Here is a 24,261-nt window from a genome sequence, read left to right as displayed (position 1 = left end):
CCACGGTTGAATGAGGTCGGATCGCGTGGGCACGAGGAGTGCAGGTTCACGTAGAGATCCGTAGAGCGCGGTAGAGAACGGCAGAGAGCGGTGGGGCGAGGATGGGCGATCCAACGGCGGCGGTGCCACGGCCGGGACCGGATGCGCAGGACGGTCCGGAACCGGACGGGCGCGAGGGTGGCGACGCCCCGACTCCACCGCTACGGCCCGGTAATTACGACCCGGCCGACTACACCGGGTATGTGCTGCGCAGCGCCGAGGAGGCCGGCGTATCGCCCCAGCTCGTGATGACAGTGCTGCACAACGAGGCGTACAAACCGCACCACCCCCTGTTGGAGCGGCTGTGGCAGTGGTGGAAGCCCGGCGCGTCGTTCGGGGTGGGCAATATGCACCGCGCCACGTTCGAGCAGATCCGCAGCACGTACGGCCTGTCGAAGTCGTGGCACGACCTTCGCGACGATCCCGCTTTCGCCATCCATGCCGCGGCCCTGTATCTGAAGGACCTCGATCGCAGCCTCCCTGAGCGGCACGCTCGCCGCTACACCCGCGATGAACTGCTGGCTCTGGGCTACAACGCGGGCGAACGCAACATGCGGGCGTTCGCCCGAGGCGTGCCGCCGGGGCCGATGGCGCGGTCGTATCTGCGCCGTTTCCGGGAGAACCGGGGCCGAGCGGCCGATGTCCTGGCGAAGGGCGATGCGTCGCGCGACGCCGCAGAGGGGTGAGTGGTGAGGGGGGCGGCCACCGCTGACCGCCTCCGCACGCGCGGCCGTCAGTGAGATCGGCGGAGACCAGCGTTCACGCCGACTTCTTGCTGCGGCTGCGGTAGGCCCGGGCTGCCATCCGGGTGCTGCACGCGGTGCTGCAGTACAGGCCCGACGAATTGCGCGTCTTGTCGAAGAAGCCCCGGTGACACGAGGGGTCCTTGCACATCTTGAGCCTGGCCCAGCCCCCTCGCGCGGCGAGGTCGGCCGCGGCGGCGAAGAGCGCCCCGAAGCCACCGAGGACACCGTCCTGCGCGGGTACGAGTCGGCAGCCCTCGGCGCTGAGCTGTGAGACGAGGGGGTAGCGCTGGGCGATGCGCTGGATGTAGCGCTCGGCTGCGGGCAGTGCGTCCTGTCCGTCGGCGCAGCCCGAGTGGGCGCGGAAGATCATGATGAAGGCGTCGCGGAGTTCGCGGGCGGCGGCTGCGTCCGCGCCCGTCACGTCGGCCTCGGCATCGAGCAGACCCGCCCGAGCCAACCACGCGGACAGGTCCTCCGCGCCGTTCATGGTCTCCGGGTTCCCGCCCCAAGGAGCGGTGTTGACGAACCCCAGGAGGAGATCGGAGCTATGGCACACAGAAGGCGGGCACTGCTCCGCCCCGGGCTGCTGGGTGGTCACGCACGTCTCCCCTCGTCAAGGGAGAGCGTACATCACATCGAGGGTTGCGTCATCTTCTATGCGAGATAGTGAGTGACGCAGCGCCTTCAATTGGCCGTGGATCGTTTGCCTACGTCATTTTCTAACGTGTTACGGTGATTGCATTGGTGGTGCTGAGGTCGTGCTCGACGGCCGCATCGGGGCACCCGTAAGCATCTGGAGGCGCTCAATGCCATCGCTGCTCGTGATCCTCACCGGAGCGACCAAGTGGACTCAACAGGACGGCCGGCAGCGGCCCACGGGGTTCTGGAGCGAGGAGTTCGTGGAGCCGCACAGGGCGTTCACCGAGGCGGGGGTGGAGGTCACCGTGGCCACACCCGGTGGTCGCCCGTCCGTCGTGGACGAGCTCAGCCTGACCGCGCAGGCCAACAACGGGGACGAGGAGAAGGTCGCGGAACTGCGTGCCTACCTCGACGGCGTCAAGGATCTGCTCGCCGCGCCGCAGCGCCTGGAGGACATGGATCCCGCCGCCTTCGACGGCGTGTTCATTCCGGGCGGCCACGGGCCGATGCAGGACCTGGCCGTCAACGAGGACGTGGCTCGGATCCTGCAGGCACTGCTCCCCGACTCCTCGAAGGTCGTGGCAGCGCTCTGCCACGGTCAGGCGGCCTTCCTGCCCGCGGGGGATGCCGACGGGCAGTGGTTGTTCAAGGGTCGCCGTCTGACGTCCTTCACCGACGAGGAGGAGACCCAGACCGGCCTCGCAGCCAACGCTCCCTGGCTCATCGGCACCCGCCTCAGGGCGGCCGGCGCTGATTACGCAGCCGGACCGGCCTGGTCCTCGCACGTGGTCGTCGACGGCAATCTCGTCACCGGCCAGAACCCCGCCTCCGCTGCCGACGCGGCAAGCGCCGTCCTCAAGGAACTCGAGGCCCGAGCAGGGACAGCGGCCGCCTGACAGCACGTCCTCATGCGCCGGTCATGCTCAAAGTGCCGGTCATGCTCATCGATGTTGAAGAGAGCAAGGAAATGACGGAACTACTCGACCTCGCGCTGGCGGCCCACGGTGGTCTGGAACGGTGGAGGGAGGTCGCTCAGTTGCAGGTCAAGGCCAAGGTGGACGGTTCGACATGGGCCAGTGACGGTGTCCTCGCGCGTACCGTGGCCACGATCGAGACACGAGCGCAGCGCCTGACCTTCGAACCCTTCGGTGCGCCGGACCGCTCCAGCAACTTCGCTCCTGACCGCGTCGAAATCCTCAATGCCGACGGCAGCGTATACGCCGAACGGGAAGCGCCCCGAAGCTCATTCGCGCCCAATTCTGCGTGGGACCAGCTGCACAAGGCGTACTTCGCCGGCTATGCGCTGTGGAACTACATGAGCACCCCCTTCCTGTTCGCCGGGGACGGTTTCCAGGTCGACGAGATCGACCCATGGCAGGAGAACGGCGAGACGTGGCGAAGGCTCCGCGTCCAGTTCCCCGACCACATCGCCACGCACAGCCCCGTGCAGGTCTTCTACTTCGACGCCGAGGACCACCTCCTGCGCCGGCAGGACTACAACGTCGACGTCCTCGGCGACAACTACCCCGCGGCGCACTACAAAACGGACCACCGGACCTTCGGCGGACTCACCTTCCCCACCCGGCACAGGGTGGTTCCCCGCAACCCCGACAACACATCCCGCCCGGGCCCGATCATCGTCGCCATCGACATCGAGTCTGTATCTACGTCTACGTCTACGTCCGCGACGGTGGGCTCGTCCTGAACCGGCGTGGCTGGGCAAGGCCCGATGGAACCCGCCAGGCGATCACGCTGCAGCGCATCGCGGGCAACACCGCGGTGCGCCAGGTCGTCGGGGAGAGCGCCGGAGCCGGACCGGAAACTTATCGCCTGGGCCGATGAGATCGGCGTAGCGGCCCGGTCATCCCTCACGACGACCCCGGCGTGAAGGAAACTGCGATCATGAAACTGACCACTGTCACGAACGTCTCCCTCGACGGAGTGACGCAGGGACACCGACGGATCGATGCGGACGCCGGGCGCGAGGCCGGCGCGCCGGACGGCGGCGGCACCGGCGGATTCGAGCGCTACGGATGGGCCCCGCCACTGCTAGACGACGAGGCCTCGACCTTCATCGGGCAGACCTTCCAGCGTGCCGACGCGTTCCTGTTCGGCCGGCGGACCTACGAGATCTTCGCCGGCTCCTGGGGAGCCGGCATGGATCCGGGAAACCCCATCGGAGAGGCGTTGAACGCCCGGCCCAAGTACGTCGCCTTGACCACCCTCACGGACCCGCAGTGGGCGCACACGACCGTGCTGTCCGGTGACATCGCGGGCGCCGTCGGCGAGCTGCGCGCCCAGCCGGGCGGTGAGCTGCAGGTGTGGGGGAGCCTCACCCTGACCAGTTGGCTGCTCGAGCACCGGCTGATCGACGAGTTCGTCCTGCTCACCTACCCCGTGGTCGTCGGCCAGGGCAGGCGTCTCTTTCCTGCCAACGGCCCGGACCTGGGGCTCGAGTTGGTCGACCTGCGGTCCACCCCGAAGGGGCTGACACTCCAGACCTACCGCACCACCGGTCGCCCGGAGTACGAGGCGGACACGCATTGATGCGTGCGCCAGGGGTCCACCGCTGTGATCAGGGGGGCAACCGCTGTGATCAGTGGTGTCGTACCCCTTGACGCGCCCGCACACGTGAACGAAGAATTGCCGCCATCTTGCTGACAACGTTGTCGCAACCGTCGGAAAGGTGCCGCGAGTGTCGCACGGGTCCCCGCAGATCAACCGCCGCCGCTTCGTTCAGCTGCTGAGTGCCTCGGCCGCTCTGGCGACGCTTCCCGCCGCTGTCGGCGCCAACTCCGCTCGTGCTGACGGACGTTCCTCCGTAGCGCCGGACGCGGTGGCCGAAACGTACTACCGCGTTCTGCTCAACCACACCCACTGGTCCGAAACCCAGTGGGATGCGGCCCGCGGCTACTACACGGACAAGGACTTCGGCTTCGCCGTGGTGCTCGGCAACGCCGTGCTGCTGACCCGGGGCAGTTACGACAGCGACCGTGCTGGAATCGACGAGCAGACGCTCAAGACCCGGACCCTGGCCACCATCAAGCACTTCGCCGCTTCCAACCGTCTCACTGGGGGCACCCAGTGGGGCCGGACCCTGTTCTTCGACACCACCTTCCAGCTGTACTTCGTGCTGGCGGCGCGCCTGTTGTGGGACGACCTCGACGAGACCACCCGCAACAACGTCGACACCATCACCCGTGAACAGGCCGCCTACACCACGAGCCTGGGCACGGGCAACGACCCCAACTCCGGCAGCTGGACCCCGAACGGACTGCTCGGCGGACATGTGGGAGACACCAAACTCGAAGAGATGGGCGTCTACGCCCAGTCGTTGGCCCCCGGCCTCGCCTGGGCCGCGAACGACCCGCGCCATGCCGACTGGGCGAAGGCGTTCGGAGCCTGGTCCCGCAACGAGACCGGCCTGCCGCAGGCCGACCTGGCCAACCCGACCCGCGTCGACGGCGTTCCCGTGTCCGCCAACACGGCCCGCAACCTGTACGACACGTTCATCGTCGAGAACCACGGCTCCTTCGGACCGCACTACCAGGAAGAGCTGTGGCGCACCTCGGGCCGCAACTCCATCCACTTCATCACCGCCGGCCGGCCGCTGCCGCAGGTGCTCACGCATCAGCCGAACGCCGACCCGCTGTGGCGCACCCTGCTCGGCGTGATGAGCGACGCGGGCGAACCGCTGATGCCCATGGTCAACGACCGCGAACACCTCTACGGCCGCGACGTCATCCCGCTCGCCTTTCTCGCGCAGGTCGGCAAGGACCGCGCGGCGGCACGGGCCGAAGTGGCGCTGGCCGAGCGGCTGGAGGCGTACCAGAAGTATCCGCCCGAGTACCGGCTGGCCAAGTTCTCCGGCGAGCCGAAGTACGAACCGGAGGCCCGCGCCGAACTGGCCATCAGCTATTTGCTGCATCTGTGGGCCGCCGAGCAGGGGCACACCGTCCGTCCCCTCTCCCAGGACGAACTGTTCGAACAGGCCGCAGGGGTCACCGACTTCGGCACCGGACCCGGCCTGGTGTCGCACCAGTCGACCGCCGCATGGGCGGGAGCCGTCACCAAGCCCGGCTTCGTGAAGTTCGCCTGGCAACCCGCCCACGACGACTGGCTGTTCAAGCTCAGCGGCGCCACCCCGATGTTCCTCCCCACCTCCACGGCCCAAGTGACGACTCGTCAGGTACGCACCTACAGCAGACTCCGCGACGGGTTCGACGGCAGCGCCACCATGCTGCACCTGAACACCGGCTACGCGGGCCTGACCACACTGCCCTCGGGCGCCGTCGTCTACGCCACCACGGGCACCGCCGCCGGCGAGGGCCACCTCGAGGTCCACAACCTGACCATGCCGGGCATGGCCGGCCTGACGGGCTCGCGCACGTACCGCTTCGAAGAAGGCAGCACCTCTGTCGCCGCCCAGGACACCGGCACCACGGCCGCGACACCACGCGTGGACGAGGTGACCTTCGCACGGACCGAGGTGCGGCATCTGCGCATGCTCGGTGTGCGGCCCGATCCCACGTACGGCTACTCGTTGTACGCCTTCGAAGCGCGCGACGGAGCAAGCGGCAGCGACCTCGCGCAGGGCGGTACGGCCACCGCCTCCTCCTTCGACCCGGGCAAGGAACCGGCCCTGGCCGTCGACGGCAACGCCACCAGCCGATGGGCGGTCTCCCGCGCCGACCGCCCCCGCGCGGACAGCTGGCTGGCCGTCGACCTCGACGACGTACACGCCGTGGACCGCGTGACGCTGCGCTGGGAGGCAGCCGCCGGGCGCGCCTACACGGTGCAGGGCTCGACGGACGGCGAACAGTGGACCGACCTCGCCTCCTGGCCCGCGCCCGACGTCTCCAGCAAGGGCGGCTGGCTCGACGTCGACGGCCGCGCAGGCCTGATCGTGCGGGGCTCGAAGCTGCCGCTCGCCGTGTACGGCGACACCGTCGTCCTCGCCGACGGCCCGGCAGCGCCCCTGCTGGTCGAGGGACTCCCCGGCACCTCCGCCGACAGCCTGCGCCAACTCGCCCGCCGCGCCCAGCCGCAGGCCCAGGACGACGCCGTACGCGTCGCTCTCACCGAAGGCCATCTCAGCCTGTTCAACCTGTCCGAGCGCCAGGTCACGACACGCGTCGACATCCCGCAGTCGGGCTCGCAGCGGGTCGTGTTCGAGGGCCGTCAGACACTGACCACCTCCGGCAGCTCCTACGAGGCCGAACTCGATGCCGGCACAGCCACATTGCTGCCGCCCCGGCTGACCCTGCGCGCGCTTTCCGGTGGTCGGCTGCCCGCGGGACTGCGGGCCGAGGTCACCGACGCCGCCACGGTGCGGCTCACCGGTCCGTCGTGCCGCGTACGGGTGGGCGGGCAGGGCCACAGCGAGGTGGCGGTGGTCCGCGCGGGCCGAACCACCACCGTCACGCTGCACCAAGCCACCGCCTACCCTGTCGACGACCTGGCATTGGGGCGCACGGTATTCCCCACCAACCCCCTGCCGCCCGGCATGACGGCCCCTTCCGCCGCGGTGGACGGCGATCCGAACACGGCATGGACGCCCGGACCCGACGGCCGCATGGTCGTCGACCTGGGGTCTCAGCTCAGCGTCCGCACCATCCGCACGGCGTGGACCACGGGCCAAATCCCCGCTCTGCGTGCGGAGTTCAGCAGCGACGGCCTGACCTACACACCGGCCGGGCAGCTGACCGGACACGGCCGAACCCGTCAACTCACCACCGACGCCACCACGCGGTACGTGGCATTGACCACCGACGCGCGAGGGAGCAACGGCGCCCGGCTGATCAGCCTCTCGTTGAACTGAACTGAACTGAACTGAACTGAGCTGAGCTGAGCTGAGGTGCGGACGTACAACCACCGGGGGTGCCCATGTGTCACACACATGTCACCCCCAGGTCAACACCCAAGGACCCGCATGCCCCGCACCACCCGCGTCACTGTGACAGCTGCTCTCGCCGGCCTCCTCATCGCAGGTGCAGGCGCCTGCTCAGGCAGCGATGACAACGCTTCCGACAGCAAGGTCAAGCCCGAGAGCAGCGCCGCAGCCGAACCCAGCACACAGCCCAGCGCTGAAACCAGCGCGGCCGAGAAGGCGCCCGGCATCCCTCCCGTGCCCGACGCCGCCACGCGCGCCCAACTGCTGCGGGCCCTCGCTGCCGCCAACCCGGACATAGTGAAGTACGAGGACAAGGCCGTCGACGCCGCTCGCAATCAGTGCGGCGCGATCAACGGGGGTGCAAAGAAGCTCAATTGGACCGCGTCGCAGCGATTCACCTACAAGGACGTCACCACCACCGAGGCCCAGGGCAAGCAGATCAACGAGGCGCTCACGCAGCTTCACTTCTGCCAGGCCTGATGTCCAACCGTGCCCCCTGCGTCCGGTCCGACGCCGGCCCCGTCTCCACCTCGACCTCTCCGGGCTCCACCGTGAGGCAGAGGTCGCGGTCGATCGAGGCCAGCGTGGAGCGGTCGATCGTGAACACCGCCTCGGCCTCGGCGCCGGGAGCGATGTCGAGGTGGACGAAGCCGCGCAGTTCACGGACGCGTGGCCAGGACGTGCCGCCGGACAGTCGGCGGACGTAGAGCTGGACCGTTTCGTGAACCTGCCGGGACCCGGTGTTGCGGACGGTGACCCGGCAGGTCAGGTCCGGGGCGTCCACGGTGACTCGGCGGGTCGAGAGACGCGGTAGCCCGTATTCGACACTCGTGTACGAAAGCCCGTGGCCGAAGGCATGGCGTGGCAGGGCGCTTTGGTCGACGTAGCCGCGGTAGCGGTGGTCTTTTCCGTTGTAGTAGACGGGCAGTTGGGCGGCCGAGCGAGGGACGGACACGGAAAGGCGGCCGCGGGGCTCGCAGTTGCCGAACAGCACGTCGGCCACGGCTCGCCCGCCCCGTGGTCCCGGATACCAGGCACTCAGCACGGCCGACGCGGTGCCGGTGAAATCGGGCAGAGCATGCGGGCGGCCCTGAATCAGGACCACGACGACGGGTGTCCCGGTCGCCGACACCGCGTCCAGCAGGGCGAGTTGTCCTCCCGGCAGGGCGAGGTCCGCCAGGTCGACGCCCTCACCGCAGGTCATGCCCGACGGCGTACCGGAGCTGGTCACGGCCGCTCCGTTGGCGTCGAAGACGGTGTCCCCGCTACGAGCGCTGGAGCCGCCGAGCACCAGCACGGCCACGTCCGCCTCGGCCGCCAGAGCGATGGCCGCAGGCACGCCGGAGACGTCGTCACCCACCAGCTCGCAGCCGCGGGCGTAGACGACTTCCGTGCCTGATCGGGCCGCCGCGCGGATGCCCTGGAGGACGGTGATGCCGCTGCCGGGCCGTTGGGGCGCGGTGTAGTCGCCGATCTGCTGCGCCAGGGAGTCGGCGTTCGGGCCGAGCACTGCGATCCGCCGAATGGAATGGGACAGCGGGAGGACGCTCCCGTCGTGGGAAAGCAGCGTCACTGAGGCGCGGGCGATCCGCTCGCTCAGGTCACCCAGGTCACCCAGGTCACCCAGGTCACCGCTATGCTCGCTGTCGCCTGTGTCCGACGGCACGGTCCGCTCGAAGAGCCCGAGGCGGAACTTCAACGTCAGCACCCGCGCCACCGCCGCGTCCAACGCCTCCTCCGCCACCAGCCCACGGCTCACCGCTTCGCCCAGCGTCGTGAAGGAGGTGTCCCACAGACTCAGGTCGCATCCGGCGTCGAGCGCCAGAGCCGCCGCTGACACCGGATCACCGGTCAGCCGTACCAGACGGTCCACCGCCGTGCCGTCCGCCACGACGATGCCGTCGAACTCCCAGCGCTCGCGCAGCACTTCGGTCAGCAGATACCTGCTCGCGACGCACGGCAGGCCGTCGAACTCGTTGTAGGCAGCCATCACCCCGGCCGCCCCTGCCACCACGCCCGCCCGCGCGGCCGCGAGATGGATCTCGTGCAACTCGCGGACCCCGAGCTCGGTCTCGGCGCTGTTGCGGCCGCCGACCGTGGCGCCCTGACCGGCGAAATGCTTGAGCACCACGCCCACTTGGGACCGCCGGGCACCCTCTACCAGGGCCTCGGTCAGCCGGGCCGCGAAATACGGGTCCTCCCCGAAGCACTCCTCGGCACGCCCCCAGCGCGGGTCGCGTACCAGGTCGAGGGCCGATACGAGGGCCAAGTGCGCGCCCCGGGCGCGTAGTTCGGCAGCGGCGGCCGCGGCCGCCTCGGCGTACAGCCCGGGATCCCAGGTGGCACCGACCGCCAGGTTCACCGGGAGTACGGTGCCGTCCAGGGCCTGGTGGCCGTGCGGCATCTCCTCCACCAGCAGGACCGGGATGCCGAGCCGGGTGTTCTCCCTGACGTGCCGCTGTACCTCGGCGGCCATACGTGCGCCGTCCTGAGCGTCCAGTCCGTCCTCGAAGCCGACACCGGACCAGGCGTCCGCGCGCTGCAGCCCGTACAGCGCACCCATGCCGTCGAAGGCGGCGACCTCCTTGCGGAACGCCGCGGTGAGGCGATGTGCGCCGTCCGGGGTCCGCTCATAGGCGTCCCAGCCGTACATCCGCTGGTTGACCTGGCCGACCTTCTCCGTGAGGGTCATACGGCCCAGCAGGTCGCGGACCCGGTCCGCCACCGGGGCGGCCGGGTCCATATAGCGGGGGACCGTCATCGCAGTTCCAGGACGGCGACACCGTACGCGTCGAGAGTCACGTCCATGACCGGCTCGCCGTCCTCCAGGCCGTGCAGAGTGCCCTCGGCGACCGGGCGGACCGTGAGCGGTTCGGGGCTCTGGCTGACCAGCCACACGAAACGCCGGCCGTCGGCGTGGACCAGGACGTCCGCCGAGACGTGCGGGTCGGCGACCGTGACAGGGCGCCGAATGCCCGCGACCTCCGCCAGAGCCTCGTAGAGCTGATGGGTCGCGTCCGGGTTGGCACGCGGAGTGCGGGCCGCCATGTGCTCCAGGGGATACGTGGCCAGGACCGTGCGCCCGGCCCCGGTCTCGTGCACGATCAGGGCCGGGCGGCCATGGGCGTCCACGGCCACCACGCGGCCCTCGCGCGGCACCACGGGCAGATAGGCGCGGCTGTCCTCGTTCCCGGCGACCGGCACACGCAGCACCTCACCCGCGCGCAGCGCGCCGAAGTCCTCGGTGAACGTCATTTCCAGGACATCGTCCTCGATCGGCTCGGCCACGCCGTACGACAACTGCAGCTCCACACCGAACAACCCGTCGAGGTCGTCGAACCAAGGGCCACGCGTGGCCGGGTGCTCGCCGGAGCAGAACGACAGATATACGGTGGCGCCCGCATCGGCCCGGCGGGCCAGTTCGCGGCGGGTGCGGGTGGTGAGCTGGCGGGTGGCCGGCAGGAGGTAGAGCGACGCGGTGCCGGGCAGGCCGTCGGCCTCGCGGGTGAACCCCACCGGCAGGTCGGCCGCGCGCGTGGTGACGTAACTCTGGTGCAGGGACGTGAAGATGAGCGGCCGGTCGGCGGGACGGCTGTAGGGGTAGCCGCGTTCGAGGAACGCGGGCACCACCAGGGCTGCGTCGGCATCGACGCGGGCGCAGTGGGCGAAGTCGACCTTCTTCAACACGTCGGCGAACGCGGCGAGTTCGCGCAGGGGCTCCTTGGGCGCGCCGAGGGAGTCGGTGATGCCGAAGTGCATCTCGAAGGGGTGGTGGTCGTAGGGTGCCTGGTCCCACAGGTCGTCGTAGTCGGTGTTGTTCCAGGCGATCCAGCCGGTGGCTCCGCCGAGCAGTGAATTGTGGAGGGTCTGGCGGTAGAAGACGCCCGCGTTGGCCGCAGAGACGGTGTCGGTGGACAGGCCGAACTCCTCCAGTACGACGGGCTGTCCGGTCACCGACGCCAGCTCGCACTCGAAGGCCGCACGGTAGTGCTGGCGCGGCCGGTCGGTGTCGGAGCGGTAGACGTGCGGGCCCACGAAGTCGACGTACTCGGCCGTCTCCCGCAGGGAGAAGCCGTTGTCGCGGCCGGTCACCTCGATGCCCCACGCCCCATCGCCCAGCGAGACGGGCTGGGTCGCGCCCGACGCGCGCACCGCGTTGCACATGGCCTGCGCCCACGCGGTCACCACGTCCGAGGACGGCGGATCCACCTGGTAGATGCGCCCGTACCCGGGCATCTCGTTGGTGATCAGCCAGCCCGTCACCGCCGGATGATCCTTGAAGCGGCGGGCCATGCGCTGCACGAACCAGGCCTGTCGGCCCACCATCCACACGTCCTCGTACAGGTCCCGGCCGCCGCGCCACGCCGGATCCCAGTTCTCCCCGGACATGTGCCCGACGATGAACGTGGGCACCGTCCCCATGCCCGCTTCCTGATGCGCGTCGAGGAAGTCCTCGAACCGCTCGCACAACTCCTCGTCCACCCGGTGCGGTTCGGGGTGGAAGTCGGGCCAGTAGAAGAAGGACCGGGTCATGTTCAGGCCGTGGTCGCCGAGCACCCGAAGCTCTTCGCGGACGGTCTTCGGGTCGTAGTTCCGCCACATCAGCGGACCGCCGGTGCGTGACCAGAAGTTGGCGCCGAGCCAGGGCAGGACGTCGGGCTGGTGGGTGAGCTGGGCGCTGTGGCGTCGCATGGTCCTTCTCAAGTGGGGGTTCGATTACGGGTGTTGCGTGGTGAGGAGAGGATCAGCCTGATCGGTCAGGTCCGCCGGGGGCCGGACCGGTGGACTCGCGTACGACGAGCCGCGGCCGTCCGGTCAGGGCGGGCTCCTCCACGTCCTCACCGCACAGGGCGAGCAGCATGCGCGCGGCGGCCGCGCCGACCTGCTGTACCTGCTGGTCGACCGTGGTGAGGCGGGGGTGGAGCCAGCTGCCCAGCGGCAGGTTGTCGTAGCCGACGACGGACACGTCCCGGGGGACGGTCAGCCCGGCGCGCTGCGCGGTGCCGATACCGCACACCGCCATCGAGTCGTTGGCGTAGACGATCGCGGTGGGGCGGTCGTCGGCGTCGAGGAGGGCCTCGGTGGCGCCGACCGCTCCCCGCTCGCTGAAGTCGGTGTGCAGTACCGCGAAGGGGCGCAGCCCGGCCCCGCGCAGAGCGTCCTCGAAGGCGGCCCGGCGCACCCGGGTGTGCTGCAGTTCCGGCGGCCCGGCGACGTAGGCGATGCGCCGGTGGCCGAGCCCGAGCAGATGCTCCACGGCCTCCGTGACGCCCGCGCCCTGGTCGCGCAGTCCGACCCGCGGGACGACGGCCGTGTCGTCCGGCGATCCGAGCAGCACCGCCGGCAGACCGAGGCGTGCCAACAGACCGGGCCGGGTGTCGTCGTCGCGGGCGTCGGTCAGTACGGCACCGTCCACCCGCCCTTCGGCCGCGAGCCGTTCGTAGAGCGCGTGCTCCTCGGGCGGGCCGGTCACCAGATGCAGCAGCAAGCCGTAGCCGCGCGGGGCGAGTTCGCCCTCTATGCCGGTGATCAGCTCACTGAAGTGGGGGTCGGACCCCAGCACATCGGTGGGCCGCCGCACCACCAGGGCCAGGCTGCGGGTACGCGCGTTGCGCAGGGCCGCGGCCGGAGCACTGGGCGACCAGCCGAGCTCCAGCGCGGCATCGAGAATGCGCTGCCGGGTCGCCTCGGAGATACGGCCCTTGTGGTTGAACGCCTGCGACACGGCCGCGGTCGACACTCCCGCCGCTGCCGCGACCTCCTTGATGGTGGGGCGGCGCCCCGCCCGCTCGGCGTAGGCGCTCACATCTTCACCGCGCCGCTGACCAGGGCCTGTTGCATGCGCTTCTGCAGGATCGTGTAGACCACCCAGACGGGGATCAGGGTCAGGACGGTGCCCGCGGTGAGGACGCCGTAGTCCGTGCCCGTGATCGCCTTGAGGGTGGGGAGCGCGACCTGGACCGTGCGCTGTGCGGGGTCGGGGCCGATGATGACCAGGGAGTAGAGGTATTCGTTCCAGAAGGTCAGGAAGTTGAGCAGCAGGACGGTGGCGATGCCCGGCAGGCACATCGGGGTGTAGACGTGCCGCAGCACGGCGAAGGTGGATGCCCCGTCCAGGCGGGCGGCCTCCTCCATCTCCGCGGGGATGGTCCGCATGAACTGCACGAGGATCACGACCGAGAGCGGCAGCGCCGTCGCCGGCAGGAACAGGACCATGAACGTCCGTGTGTGGAACAGGCCGGTGGCCGCCGCCAGGAGGAAGGTGGGGAACAGGGCGGCGAACGTGGGGATCAGGAAGCCCAGCGAGAAGACCTTCTCGATGACCCCCGAAAGGCGTCCCGTCGATCGTGCGAGGGCGAACGAGGCGGGTATGGCCAGCAGCAGGGTGAGCGCGAGCGAAAAAACCGTCACCAGCGCGGAGTTGACGACCGCGAGCCCCAGGTCGGCGCTGTCGAAGGCGGTTCGGAAGTTGTGCAGGCCGAGGGAGCCGGGCAGGGCGAAGGGGTGGGCGAAGATCTCGTCGTTGGTCTTGAACGCCGAGGCGAGGAAGTAGTAGAGGGGGATCACGAGCAGGACCGCGTACGTCCAGACCAGGATGTGGGCCGGGAGCCAGCGTTTGCCGAGCTTCATGATGCTGCTCCGATCAGTAGGTCTGGCGGAAGACGCGGCGGATCGCGAGGAGGCCGACGAGCCCGACGAGGAAGAGGAAGACGCCGACGGTCTGGCTGTAACCGAGGTCCGCGGCGATGAACGCCTTCTGGTAGACGAGGAAGGACAGTGTGGTGGACGACGTGCCGGGACCGCCCTGCGTCAGCAGCAGCACGTTCTGCGCCGAGCCGAACAGCGTCCACAGGAACTGAAGCATCGTCACCACGCCGACGTAGTCTCGGATCACCGGGAAATGCACCGTCCACATCGTCCGCCAGTGCCCCGCCCCGTCCAACTGCGCGGCCTCGCCGAGCTCGTCCGGCACGCTGCTCAGTCGCGCGGCGAACAGGACGGCCGTGAAGCCGATGCCGCTCCAGACGTCCAGGGCGATCAGACACGCCAGCGCCGTGGAGGGCGAGGCCAGCCAGGCGTCGGTGAGGGAGCCCAGTCCGACGCTCTGCAGCGCGCCGTTGACCAGGCCGTCCGGCGACAGGGCCGCGTAGAAGACCATGGCCTTCGCCGGGGTCGAGATCAGGCCCGGGATGAACAGCAGATAGCGCAACAGGCGGTGGCCCGGCGGTCGTTGGGCGACGTAGTAGCCGAGCATGTACGAGCACACGATCATCACCGGCAGTGCGACGGCGAGTTGGACCGCGGTGTTCTGGACCGCGTCCCAGAACATCGGGTCGTCCCATACGGTGCGGACGTTGTCGAGGCCCGCGAACGACACCGGTTGCAGCATGCCGGGCCAGTGCAGGGCCGCGATCACGAAGATGGCGAGCAGCGGCCCGACCATGAAGACCAGGTACCAGACCAGGGCGGGTACGGCGAGGACGGTGCCGCCCTGCCGGGGCGTGCGCGCCGGCGCGGAGCGGGAGGAGGGCGGGACGGAGCGGCGGGCCGCGGTGCCGTCCGGTGTCGTCGTCAGCGTCGTCATGCGGTGACTCCCGGAGATCTGGTCGGCAAGGAGGAGGATGGCCGGCGGCTCATGCGGACCGGTACGCGGACTCGAGGGCGGCGCGGACCCTGGCCGCGCTCGTGCCCTTGGTGAACGAGGTGCTGGTCGCGGTGATCAGCGGCTGGGTGGCGGCGGGCGGCACGTACACGTCGGGCAGCAGAACCTCGCTCACGTCGGAGCCGAGGCGCTGGGCCGCCGCCACGAGCGGGAAGCCGGTGCTGACGGTGTCCGTGCGCACGGCCATGTCGCGGCCGCTCTCCTTGATGAAGCGGGAGACCATGTCGGGCCGGTACATGAAGCGCAGGAACTTCTCGACGTGCTCGATCTTGCGGACGCCGTTGGGGCTGATCCAGAAGCCGATCAAAGTGAACGCCCGGATGATGGTGGGGTGTTGGTGCGCCGCTCCGTCGGCCAGCGGCCACCCACCGACCTCGGTGTGCCGGGCCACGTCCTTCGGAACCTTCGCCAGCGCGGACGACATCGCCGACTGGATCGCGGCGGCCTGGGTGTTGTACTGCGTGTTCATCGTGTCGGACGTCAGGCCCTGCGCCTTGTCCGCGAAGACACCCGCGTCGCGCAGCGTCGTGAAGTACTCGATGCCCTCGCGGGCGCCGCGGCTGCCGAAGTCCCCGGTGGAGTAGACATGCCGGGCCTCGTCCTGGGACAGGAACGTCTGGATGATCTGGGCGAGCAGCTTCTGGCCGGTCCAGTCGTTGCCGCCGACGGTGACGGGGGCGATGCCCTTGGCACGGAGCTTGCGGGCCGCGGCGATCAGGCCGTCGCCCGTGGTGGGGATCTCGTCGACGCCCGCCCTGTCGAGCAGGGCGCGGTTGAAGGCGACGGGCCAGTTCGTCGCGAAGTAGGGGAAGGCCCGCAGCCTGCCCTTGGCGTCCGTCCACGCGGACAGCGCGGCGGGCAGGACCCGGTCGCGCAGGCCCCAGTCGTCGAGGTACGGCATGACGTCGACCGTGGCGCCGACGTCCGTCCAGGCCAGGGTCTTGTCGTAGAGGTTGACCATCACGACGTCGGCTTCCTTGCGGGCCAGCCGGGACGTCTCGTAGACCTGGCCGAGGTCGTCGCCGTTGATCAGGTTCTTGACCTTGAGCCCGGGGTTCTCCTTGTGGAAGCGGTCCACGGCCGCCAGATAGGTGGGGGAGCCGGGTGCGGTCGTACCGAGCTGGGTGTGGACGACGATCGTGTCCGGATCCGAGTCCGCCGCGGCCAGTGACGAGCAACCGGACAGGGCGGGCAGAGCGGCGGCCGCAGCCAGACCGGTACCGGCGGCGAGCAGGTCGCGCCGGGTCAGCGATGAGCGCACAGCGGGGGTCTCCAACCAAGCGGTTAACGATTGGTTAATCGATGTACCTCGTGAGGTGGGAGGACCCTAGGGAGCGCGGGGGCTCAGGTCAAGAGGGTGATGCCGTGGAGAACGCCAGAACGCCAGCCCCGTCGAAGCGCACGGACATGGGGCTGGCGTTCACAGGACACGCGCCTGTGCGCGTGGTTTCGCCTTACCAGTAGTGCCGACGTCCGCCGACGGCGTGACCCACGGATCCCATGATCCACAGGACGGCGCCGATCACCAGAAGAATGATCCCGATGGTCCAGAGGATCGAGACGCCGGTGAGAAAACCGACTATCAAAAGAATTACACCGAGGGCGATCATTGAGGCCTCCAACCGCAGGGCACCGCTCTTACCGGTCCGGGTACCCGCAAAACCGGGTTCAACTACTCGGATTTTGCGACGCTGCAACGCCGGGATGCTGTTGATCCACTTCGCTGACGACGTCCCGACCGCGCAACAGATGTCACCGCCGAGTCACATCCCCGCGGACCCCACAACTTGCACCGCCCTTGCCCAGTCGTACTCCTCGTCGGTGACAAGCAACAGCCGACTGACAAGGCATCAACCACCAGCGGGGGAAACAGACATGAGCTCGACCGAACGCAACGATCGTCGTACCGCAGGCAAGGCCGCGATCGCGGCGGCTTCCTTCCTGCTGCTGGCGGGAGCGGGCATCATGGCCGCGCCGGCCGCGTTCGCGGGTGCCCCCGGCGGCACCTCGGCCAACGACCGCAACAGCGACTTCAACGGCGACGGCTACACCGACCTGCTGACCGGCGCACCGGAAGGCTCCGTGGACGGTAAGGAGGGGGCCGGTTACATCACCGTCCAGTACGGCGCGCCCAACGGCATTGCCACCAACACCACCGTGCCCAAGGGCCACGTCCAGGTCATCAGCCAGTCCACGAAGGGCGTGCCCGGCACTTCCGAGACCGGTGACCACTTCGGACAGGCGGTCGCGAGCGGTGACCTGGACGGCGACGGCTTCGACGACGCGATCATCGGTGCGCCCAATGAGGACGAGGGCACGGTCGAGGACGCGGGCCGCGTGACCGTCCTGTACGGGTCGAAGGCGGGCCTGGGCGCGGAGCGCACCGCGAGCGTCGTCGCGGCGAAGCCCGCCGCCGGCGCCCGGTTCGGGCACGCCGTGGCCGCCGCCCGCTTCACCGGGGACGTCGACGCCGATCAGCTCGTCGTCCTGGACCAGAAGACGGGCCTTCAGGTGTTCACCTACCACGCGGGGGTCTTGCGGCAGGTCGGCACTCCGCACTCGACCGGTCACACACTGCAGTGGGCCTACCTGACCACCGGTGACTACGACCGTGACGGTTTCGCCGACCTCGTCGTCTCGGGCTACAGCCCCGACGACGACTACGCCAAGGGCTGGTCCGCCTACTACAGCGGCGGCACCGAGGGCCTCAGCTACCGCCGCGACCTGCACGGCGGCCTGGGCACGGCATCCGGCGACATCAACGGCGACGGCTACGACGACCTCGTCGTCGGCCAGCTCAGCGGCGTGGACGAGACCACCGGCGACGCGGAGGCCCCCGGTGGCCTGGTCGGCGTGTACTACGGAGGCGAGGACGGTCCGGCCGGCGCCGAGGGCCCGGGCAGCGGACCCCAGTGGTGGTCGCAGAACTCGCCGGACGTGCCCGGTGCGGGGGAGACGGGCGACGCCTGGGGCAATGATCTGTCCGTCGCGGACGTCGACGGGGACGGATACGCGGACGTGGCCGTCGGCTCGCCCGGCGAGGACGCCGACGGTGCGCCCCGTGCCGGCGCGGTGACGCTGCTGCGCGGCTCGGGCGACGGCCTGACCGGCACGGACGCCCAGTACTTCGACCAGAACACGCCCGGCGTCCCGGGTGCTGCGGAGGAGGACGACGAGTGGGGCGCCCAGGTACGGCTCGTGGACACCGACGGCGACGGCCGGGCCGAACTGGTGGCCGCGGCGCCCGAGGAGAACGCGGGCAACGGCGGCATCTGGGTGCTGCCGGCCGGCGCCGACGGACTCCTCGCGGACGGCTCGTGGACGTACGGCGCCGGCGCGCTCGGCGGCACTGTGCAGGGCAGTCACTTCGGGGAGGTCATCGACGAGTAGTCCGCGGGCCACGGGTGCGCGAACCGCGGCGGCCGGACGCCGTACCCGTGGCGGCGCGTGCGATGCGACGGCCGCCACTGGGGAGGCGCCGATCTCGGACCGGGCCGGTTTGAAGCAGCAGGCAGATCACGTCAGTTCGCGGTCTGCCGCACGATCCCGGCGGATCAGACAGTGAACCGATCCGGATCGGCGGCCTTCCAATCCGTCTCCCAGGAAGCGGGCGGCTCCGCGATCAACTGTCCCGGTTCGAGCCACTCGTACAGTTCCGCGTAGGAGCGCTCGGTGTGCGGGTCGATGCGTCGGCGCAGCATGTGCGGACGCAGCGCTGCGGGGTCGGTGACACCCATGGACGCCATGATCTGCAGGGCGCTGGCCACGGTGGCTTCCTGGAAACGTTGGACGCGCGGTGTCTTGTCGCGGACGTCGAGGGCGCGGGCGCGGCGGGCGTCCTGCGTCGTCACACCGGTGGGGCAGGTGTTGGTGTGGCAGCGCTGGGCCTGGATGCAGCCGACGGCGAACATCATCGCCCGGGCCGCGTTGCCGTAATCGGCGCCCTGCGCAAGGCGTTTGACGAGATCGGTGCCCGTGGCGATCTTGCCGCTCGCCCCGATTCTGATCCGGTCGCGCAGGCCCGTGCCGACGAGGGCGTTGTGCACGACGTGCAGTCCCTCGGTCAGCGGGGCTCCCACGTGGTCGGCGAACTCCAGCGGTGCGGCGCCGGTGCCGCCCTCGCCTCCGTCGACGATGATGAAGTCGGGCGCCGTACGCTCCTCAAGCATGGCCTTGCACACGGCGAGGAACTGTCGGCGCGAGCCCACGCACAGTTTGAACCCGGTGGGCTTGCCGCCGGACAGCTCACGCATCCGGGCGATGAAGCGGACGAGTTCGCGCGGGGTGGAGAACTCCTTGTGATACGGCGGCGAGATGACGGTCTGCCCTTCGGGTACGTCCCGCACCCTCGCGATCTCGGCATTGACCTTCGCACCCGGCAGCACCCCGCCGATGCCTGGTTTCGCGCCCTGCGACAGCTTCAGGGACACGCATTTGACGTGGTCGTGCGCGGCCTTGTCGGCGAATTCGGCGGGGTCGAAATCGCCGTCCTTCGTACGGCAGCCAAAATATCCGGTGCCCACCTCCCAGACCAGGTCCCCACCCGGCTTGAGGTGGTACTCCGAAAGGCCTCCCTCACCGGTGTCATGAGCGAAACCCCCAGCCGCCGCACCGCCGTTGAGAGCGAGGATCGCGTTGGACGACAGGGAGCCGAAGCTCATGGCGGACACGTTCAGCAGAGCCATGTCGTACGGACGGCTGCAGTCGAGTCCGCCGATGCGCACGCGCGGCGGTGTGTCCGGCACCGGGCAGGGCGCCATGGAAGGAACCAGATATTCGTAACCGGGCAGGTATACGTCGCGCTCGGTGCCGTACGGCTGCTCGGCGTCCGTGCCCTTTGCCCGCTCGTAGACAATGCTGCGCACGTCACGGTCGAAGGGACGGCCGTCGAAGTTCCGCTCGATGAAGTACTGCTGCAGCTCGGGGCGGATTCGTTCCATCAGGTAGCGCGCATGGCCCAGAACGGGATAGTTGCGCAGCACCGAATGCCTGCGCTGCACCAGGTCGGCCACGCCCAGCAGACCCAGCAGGACGAGCGGTACGGCGGCCGCGCACCACCAGGGCGAGACGGCAGCCGCGGCCACGGCCGCCGCCAGGCCGGTGACCAGAATCAGAGCGACAATCGCGAAGCGTTTCACCCTTCGCGCATTTCCCTGGAGCGGCTTTCCATTCCCGGGATTTTGCCAAGGAATGTGCAAAACGGCGCCCTGAGACTGCCGAATCGTCCCGTTCCAGATCTCGCCGATACCAGTACTTCGAGGGCGGTCCGACGTCGAGCGGATGCTCGCCGAGGCCGGCGCCCCGCACACGGACGGCGTGTCCTACGTGGAGGCGGTGCGGTGGAGGCATGGATCGCGTCCCGCGAGGACCTCTTTCGTGTTAGTGTCGTTAACATGAAAGCGGCGAGGCCCTACACCATGCGGGCAAGAGCAGCCAGCGCGGAGAGCACCCGCAGCCGCGTACTCGAAGCCGCAGTCCAGCAGTTGAAGGGGCGACTGCGGTCGGACATCCGGCTCAACGACGTGGCCTCGCAGGCCGGCGTCACCGTACAGACGGTCCTGCGGCTGTTCGGAAGCAAGGCGGAGCTCTTTCGCCACGCCCTGGACGAAGTGCTCCAGGAAATGCGCGGCGACCTCGAACAAGCCGAGCCCGGCAACGTGACCGAAGCTGTGCGGACCTGGTTCGACCACTACGAGCAGTTCGGTGACGTGGTCATCGCCAACCTCGTGGAGGAACACGACCCAGCCGTGGCGCCGATCGTCCGCATCGGCCGGGAACTGCACAGGGAACGGGTTCAGACCGTGCTCGAACCACAGTTGCGCCAGTTCTCCGCCGACGAGAGGGAACGGGTCACCGACGCCCTGGTGTGCATGAGCGATGTCTACACCTGGAAGCTCCTGCGCCGGGATATGCAACGCCCGCGGCCCGACGCCGAAGCCACGGTGGAACTGATGATCAACTCGGTGCTGGGGGACAGTTGAGATGGCACGCTTCGTCTTCGTCACCTGGAGCGGCGCGGGAAACCAGACACCCGCCATCGGCCTGGCCGCGACCCTGGCAGACCGCGGGCACGAGGTCACCTTCGCCGGGTACGACGAACAACGAGACCGGTTCAGCTCGCTCGGCTTCGCGTTCCGAACGCTGAAGCACGCCCAAGAGCACTGGCCCACAGCGCCGCCGCCGGACTGGATGCCAATCCTGGCCGACGTCGTCTGGGCCAGCGGGCAGCATCTGCGCGACATCCCCGACCTGCTTGCCGCTGAGCACTATGACGTGATGGTGATCGACTGCTTGATGTTCGCCGCGCTGGCGGCTGCTGAACGGGCGTCGGTTCCCACCGCGGTCCTCGTGCACAGTGCCCCCGGTGCGCTCGTGCCACCGGGCGGCGGTCTGGACCAACTCGCCCTCGACCGCGTGAACGAGGTCCGGACCGAATCCGGCCTGTCTGCCGTTCAAACGCTCTGGGAGACCTGGCAGGGTTTCCCCGTGGTGTGCACCAGCGCTCCCGACCTCGACCCGCCCGCGCATCCCACGCCGGCAGCGGTCGAGTACATGGGGCCGGTCTTCGAGCCCCGCCGAGGCGCTCCCTGGATCCACCCCTGGGGGGCCCGGGACCAGCGCCCACTGGTGCTGGTGAGCTTTTCCACCGGCCCCGCATGGGATCAGACATCCCGCATCAGCCGAACCCTCACCGCTCTGTCCCCCGACTGCCATCGCGTACTGGTCACCGCAGGGATGGCCGACATCAGCCAGGTGCCCGTACGGGGGGATGCCGTCCTCACACCCTTCGTTGCACACGCCGACGTCCTGCCGCACGCATCCGTCACGGTCACCCACGCCGGACACGGCACCGTCATCGCCTCCCTCGCACACGGCGTGCCGCTCGTCGCTCTGCCCAACCCAGCGGCCGACCAACCCGCATTGGCCGAGCAGATCGAACGACTCGGCGTCGGTATCGCGCTCGAGGGCGATACGGCGACGCCAAATCAGATCGCCACCGCGGTCCACACCCTGCTCAACGATGACTCGTACGCACGCAACGCTCGAAGGCTCGCTCACACCATCAGCGCACTACCAGGACCGAACGGCGCCGCAGCAGTACTGGAACGCATCGCGGGCTCTGCCTGACCCCCCAAGGGCCGCAGCAACGCCCTCCTCCTGCCCTGTCTCAGCTGCTGCAACAGCACCCTCCCCAGCAAACCCACTGTGGCGAGGACTCTTGGTCGGCACAAACAGGGATGGTTGACACCGGTCGGACGCCCGGTACGCGAGGAGCGGCACCTGAGGTTCTGCCGACCGTCGCTGTGGTCGTCCTCCACGTCGGCAACGCCGAGGTCGGCGTCCTGAACGCGATCGCCACCGCCGCCTACCCGGTCCTGGGCCTGTTCGCCGGGGTCCTCATGGACCGGATCCGCCGCCGTCCGGCGATGATCGTGGCAGACCTGGTGCGATGCGCGGCCTTCGCGACGCTCCCAGTGGCCGCCGCCTTCGACGCGCTGTCCCTGACCCACCTGTATGTCGTGGCCGCGGTGTCCGGCGTGTTCTCGGTGCTCTTCGACGTGGCCTACCAGTCCTACCTGCCCACGCTCCTGACCGGGGAGCCGCTCGCCCGGGGCAATACGCGGCTGGAGATGTCCAGCAGCGTCTCGCGGCTGACCGGGCCCACCATCGGCGGGGCACTGCAGCAAGGACTGGCCGCGACCGGCGCCCTGGCGGCGAACGCCCTGTCCTTCCTGGCGTCCGTCGTGGGAGTCCTCCTCGTCCGAACCACCGAACCCGCCCCGGCCGCCCACGCCACAAGCACCGGAGTATGGCGTCCGATCGCCGAGGGCCTGCGCTTTCTGTGGCACCATCCCCTGCTGCGCCCGCTCACCCTGGCGGCTGGACTGCGCAACTTCGGGATGAGCGTGGTGCGGACCGTGCTGCTGCTCTTCCTGTACCGGGCGCTCTCGCTCTCCCCGGGCGTCGCGGGCGCGGTGCTGACCGCCGGGGCCGTCGCTGCGGTGGCAGGGGCGACACTGAGCGGTCGGCTCACGCGACGCCTTGGCGTCGGCCGCACTCTCCTGCTGACCGGATGCGAGGGCCTGGCGTGGCTGGCCGTCCCCTTGGCGCTGGTGCTGCCACCGCTCGGCACCGTGGTCACCATCATGGTCGTCTCGTCGTTGTGGCTGCCCATCTGGAACGCCCTGGTCACCACCCTGCGCCAACAGGTCACCGAGCCACGCCTGTTGGGCCGCGTGCACGCAAGCGCCCGGACCATCAACCTGAGCACCCTTCCCCTCGGTGCCCTGGCGGGCGGCGCGCTCGCCCAGCTCCTCACCAACACCTACGGCAACCGAATCGGCCTGACCCTCGCCCTGACCACCGGCGCCGCCGTCGCCGCCCTCTCGCTCCCCACCCTCCTGGCCGGGAAAATTCGCCGGATCCACCACTACGAGGCCTCGGTCCCGACCGCCGAACCGTGAGCTCGGCGGACCGGTTCCGAAGCAGGGCGAGCCGGAGCAGGACGGGGAGAGCACGCGGCCGGGTCTGCGTCGGCAGCCCCGGCCCCGTGCTCGTAGCGACCTAACTCACTGTCGTCACAAGTGAGTTCAGCCGATCGTCCACTTCTGGTTGGCTCCGCCCGTGCAGGTCCAGATCTGCAGTCGGGTGCCGTTGGCCGAGTTGTTGCCCGTCACGTCGAGGCATTTGTTGGCCTGGGGATTGACGATGTCGTTGGCGCCGCTGACCGCCCACTTCTGGTTGGGGCCGCCGGTGCAGTCCCAGAGTTGGACGGTGGAGCCGTCGGCGGTGCCGTTGTCCGTCACGTCGAGGCACTTGCCGAGCGCGCGGATCGTTCCGTCGGAGCCCACGGTCCACTGCTGGGCGGCGGTGCCGTTGCAGTCGTAGAGCTGTACGGGTGTCCCGTTGGCGGAGTTCGCCCCGGCGACGTCCACGCACTTGCCGGCCAGGCCCCGGATCGCCGAGCCGGTGGAGGTGCTACCGGTAGTGACCGACACGGAGTCCACGATGAGTTGCTGGGGGAAGCTGGTGGAGGCGTCGGGGTCGCCGGGCCAGTAGCCGCCGACGGCGAGGTTGAGGATGAGGAAGAAGGGCTTGTTGAAGACCCAGGTCTTGCCGCCGAGGTCGGCGGGGGTGCGCTTTTGGTAGACGTTGCCGTCGACGGTCCAGGTGATGGAGTCGGGGGCCCAGTCGACGGCGAAGGTGTGGAAGTCGTCGGCGAAGGCCTGGCCGCCTGGGAGGGTGTAGGGGGCGCCGATGCCGCCGGAGCCGGAGTAGCC

Annotated in this window: 20 protein-coding genes; 10 read left to right on the top strand and 10 right to left on the bottom strand. The window is 69.4% G+C overall.

Going from position 1 to position 24,261, the window contains the following annotated elements; all coding sequences use genetic code 11:
• Positions 1–101 precede the first annotated feature (101 nt).
• Positions 102–725: a transglycosylase SLT domain-containing protein gene (locus JYK17_RS06025; RefSeq protein ID WP_108015128.1), complete on the top strand. Its 624-nt coding sequence runs from the start codon at positions 102–104 to the stop codon at positions 723–725.
• A 73-nt stretch (positions 726–798) separates the two neighbouring features.
• Here JYK17_RS06025 and JYK17_RS06020 read toward each other — a convergent pair whose 3' ends face one another.
• A complete protein-coding gene (locus tag JYK17_RS06020; RefSeq protein WP_222809934.1) occupies positions 799–1,341 on the bottom strand; it encodes a CGNR zinc finger domain-containing protein in 543 nt (180 codons plus the stop codon).
• A gap of 250 nt (positions 1,342–1,591) precedes the next feature.
• On the opposite strand from JYK17_RS06020, the gene JYK17_RS06015 reads away from it, so the two are divergent.
• From JYK17_RS06015 to JYK17_RS05995, 5 genes are all read left to right on the top strand, one after another.
• The gene (locus JYK17_RS06015; RefSeq protein ID WP_108015130.1) at positions 1,592–2,320 is read left to right on the top strand and encodes a type 1 glutamine amidotransferase domain-containing protein; all 729 of its coding nucleotides are present in this window, start codon (positions 1,592–1,594) and stop codon (positions 2,318–2,320) included.
• 41 nt (positions 2,321–2,361) lie between these two features.
• Positions 2,362–3,129, top strand: a complete 768-nt coding sequence (locus JYK17_RS06010; RefSeq protein WP_128804230.1) for a hypothetical protein — start codon at positions 2,362–2,364, stop codon at positions 3,127–3,129.
• A 197-nt stretch (positions 3,130–3,326) separates the two neighbouring features.
• A complete protein-coding gene (locus JYK17_RS06005) occupies positions 3,327–3,971 on the top strand; it encodes a dihydrofolate reductase family protein (protein WP_222809933.1) in 645 nt (214 codons plus the stop codon).
• A gap of 148 nt (positions 3,972–4,119) precedes the next feature.
• A complete protein-coding gene (locus JYK17_RS06000; protein ID WP_222809932.1) occupies positions 4,120–7,245 on the top strand; it encodes a discoidin domain-containing protein in 3,126 nt (1,041 codons plus the stop codon).
• A gap of 111 nt (positions 7,246–7,356) precedes the next feature.
• Positions 7,357–7,797 carry a hypothetical protein gene (locus tag JYK17_RS05995; protein ID WP_234547276.1) on the top strand — a complete coding sequence of 147 codons (441 nt, stop codon included), beginning with the start codon at positions 7,357–7,359 and terminating at the stop codon, positions 7,795–7,797.
• Here JYK17_RS05995 and JYK17_RS05990 read toward each other — a convergent pair.
• The 7 genes from JYK17_RS05990 to JYK17_RS05960 form a co-directional block, all read right to left on the bottom strand.
• Positions 7,769–10,078, bottom strand: coding sequence for a glycoside hydrolase family 3 N-terminal domain-containing protein (locus tag JYK17_RS05990; protein WP_222809931.1), 2,310 nt, complete (start codon positions 10,076–10,078; stop codon positions 7,769–7,771). The genes JYK17_RS05995 and JYK17_RS05990 overlap by 29 nt on opposite strands.
• Complete coding sequence (locus tag JYK17_RS05985) at positions 10,075–12,009, bottom strand: glycoside hydrolase 5 family protein (RefSeq protein ID WP_108015135.1); 1,935 nt, start codon at positions 12,007–12,009, stop codon at positions 10,075–10,077. Before JYK17_RS05985 ends, JYK17_RS05990 begins: the two co-directional genes overlap by 4 nt.
• A 52-nt stretch (positions 12,010–12,061) precedes the next feature.
• The gene (locus JYK17_RS05980) at positions 12,062–13,123 is read right to left on the bottom strand and encodes a LacI family DNA-binding transcriptional regulator (RefSeq protein WP_222809930.1); all 1,062 of its coding nucleotides are present in this window, start codon (positions 13,121–13,123) and stop codon (positions 12,062–12,064) included.
• On the bottom strand, positions 13,120–13,947 hold the full coding sequence (locus JYK17_RS05975) for a carbohydrate ABC transporter permease (RefSeq protein ID WP_222809929.1): 828 nt from the start codon (positions 13,945–13,947) through the stop codon (positions 13,120–13,122). Before JYK17_RS05975 ends, JYK17_RS05980 begins: the two co-directional genes overlap by 4 nt.
• 13 nt (positions 13,948–13,960) lie before the next feature.
• Positions 13,961–14,902, bottom strand: coding sequence for a carbohydrate ABC transporter permease (locus tag JYK17_RS05970; protein WP_222809928.1), 942 nt, complete (start codon positions 14,900–14,902; stop codon positions 13,961–13,963).
• Positions 14,903–14,951: 49 nt separating this feature from the next.
• A complete protein-coding gene (locus JYK17_RS05965; protein ID WP_222809927.1) occupies positions 14,952–16,241 on the bottom strand; it encodes an ABC transporter substrate-binding protein in 1,290 nt (429 codons plus the stop codon).
• Between the two features lie 193 nt (positions 16,242–16,434).
• Positions 16,435–16,590 carry a DUF6131 family protein gene (locus JYK17_RS05960; RefSeq protein ID WP_164932332.1) on the bottom strand — a complete coding sequence of 52 codons (156 nt, stop codon included), beginning with the start codon at positions 16,588–16,590 and terminating at the stop codon, positions 16,435–16,437.
• A gap of 265 nt (positions 16,591–16,855) precedes the next feature.
• Between JYK17_RS05960 and JYK17_RS05955 the strand changes: the two genes are divergently transcribed.
• A complete protein-coding gene (locus JYK17_RS05955; RefSeq protein ID WP_128804238.1) occupies positions 16,856–18,370 on the top strand; it encodes an FG-GAP-like repeat-containing protein in 1,515 nt (504 codons plus the stop codon).
• 164 nt (positions 18,371–18,534) lie between these two features.
• On the opposite strand, the gene JYK17_RS05950 is transcribed toward JYK17_RS05955, so the two are convergent.
• Positions 18,535–20,118 carry an FMN-binding glutamate synthase family protein gene (locus JYK17_RS05950; protein ID WP_108015141.1) on the bottom strand — a complete coding sequence of 528 codons (1,584 nt, stop codon included), beginning with the start codon at positions 20,116–20,118 and terminating at the stop codon, positions 18,535–18,537.
• 201 nt (positions 20,119–20,319) lie between these two features.
• Here JYK17_RS05950 and JYK17_RS05945 point away from each other — a divergent pair, with 201 nt between their 5' ends.
• The 3 genes from JYK17_RS05945 to JYK17_RS05935 all read left to right on the top strand — a co-directional run bounded on the left by JYK17_RS05945 (position 20,320) and on the right by JYK17_RS05935 (position 23,445).
• Positions 20,320–20,961 carry a TetR/AcrR family transcriptional regulator gene (locus tag JYK17_RS05945; protein ID WP_146191748.1) on the top strand — a complete coding sequence of 214 codons (642 nt, stop codon included), beginning with the start codon at positions 20,320–20,322 and terminating at the stop codon, positions 20,959–20,961.
• 1 nt (position 20,962) lies between these two features.
• Positions 20,963–22,108, top strand: a complete 1,146-nt coding sequence (locus JYK17_RS05940) for a glycosyltransferase (RefSeq protein WP_222809926.1) — start codon at positions 20,963–20,965, stop codon at positions 22,106–22,108.
• 176 nt (positions 22,109–22,284) lie between these two features.
• Positions 22,285–23,445 (top strand): MFS transporter, encoded by a 1,161-nt coding sequence (locus tag JYK17_RS05935; RefSeq protein ID WP_222809925.1) that lies wholly within the window; start codon positions 22,285–22,287, stop codon positions 23,443–23,445.
• 126 nt (positions 23,446–23,571) lie between these two features.
• On the opposite strand, the gene JYK17_RS05930 is transcribed toward JYK17_RS05935, so the two are convergent.
• Positions 23,572–24,261 (bottom strand): lectin (locus JYK17_RS05930; protein WP_222809924.1); only part of this gene is annotated, 690 nt, incomplete at its 5' end.

The sequence above is a fragment of the Streptomyces plumbidurans genome, assembly GCF_019857225.1.
GTDB classification, from domain to species: domain Bacteria; phylum Actinomycetota; class Actinomycetes; order Streptomycetales; family Streptomycetaceae; genus Streptomyces; species Streptomyces plumbidurans.
Note: the sequence above shows the minus strand (reverse complement) of the source record. Positions and strands in the feature narration are given on the sequence as shown.

Excerpts from the sequence above, each read along its gene's own strand:
- JYK17_RS06025 (WP_108015128.1), top strand. The coding sequence starts at position 102 with ATGGGCGATCCAACGGCGGCGGTGCCACGGCCGGGACCGGATGCGCAG.
- JYK17_RS06015 (WP_108015130.1), top strand. The coding sequence starts at position 1,592 with ATGCCATCGCTGCTCGTGATCCTCACCGGAGCGACCAAGTGGACTCAA.
- JYK17_RS06010 (WP_128804230.1), top strand. The coding sequence starts at position 2,362 with ATGCTCATCGATGTTGAAGAGAGCAAGGAAATGACGGAACTACTCGAC.
- JYK17_RS06005 (WP_222809933.1), top strand. The coding sequence starts at position 3,327 with ATGAAACTGACCACTGTCACGAACGTCTCCCTCGACGGAGTGACGCAG.
- JYK17_RS05995 (WP_234547276.1), top strand. The coding sequence starts at position 7,357 with ATGCCCCGCACCACCCGCGTCACTGTGACAGCTGCTCTCGCCGGCCTC.
- JYK17_RS05990 (WP_222809931.1), bottom strand. The coding sequence starts at position 10,078 with ATGACGGTCCCCCGCTATATGGACCCGGCCGCCCCGGTGGCGGACCGG.
- JYK17_RS05985 (WP_108015135.1), bottom strand. The coding sequence starts at position 12,009 with ATGCGACGCCACAGCGCCCAGCTCACCCACCAGCCCGACGTCCTGCCC.
- JYK17_RS05975 (WP_222809929.1), bottom strand. The coding sequence starts at position 13,947 with ATGAAGCTCGGCAAACGCTGGCTCCCGGCCCACATCCTGGTCTGGACG.
- JYK17_RS05970 (WP_222809928.1), bottom strand. The coding sequence starts at position 14,902 with ATGACGACGCTGACGACGACACCGGACGGCACCGCGGCCCGCCGCTCC.
- JYK17_RS05960 (WP_164932332.1), bottom strand. The coding sequence starts at position 16,590 with ATGATCGCCCTCGGTGTAATTCTTTTGATAGTCGGTTTTCTCACCGGC.
- JYK17_RS05955 (WP_128804238.1), top strand. The coding sequence starts at position 16,856 with ATGAGCTCGACCGAACGCAACGATCGTCGTACCGCAGGCAAGGCCGCG.
- JYK17_RS05940 (WP_222809926.1), top strand. The coding sequence starts at position 20,963 with ATGGCACGCTTCGTCTTCGTCACCTGGAGCGGCGCGGGAAACCAGACA.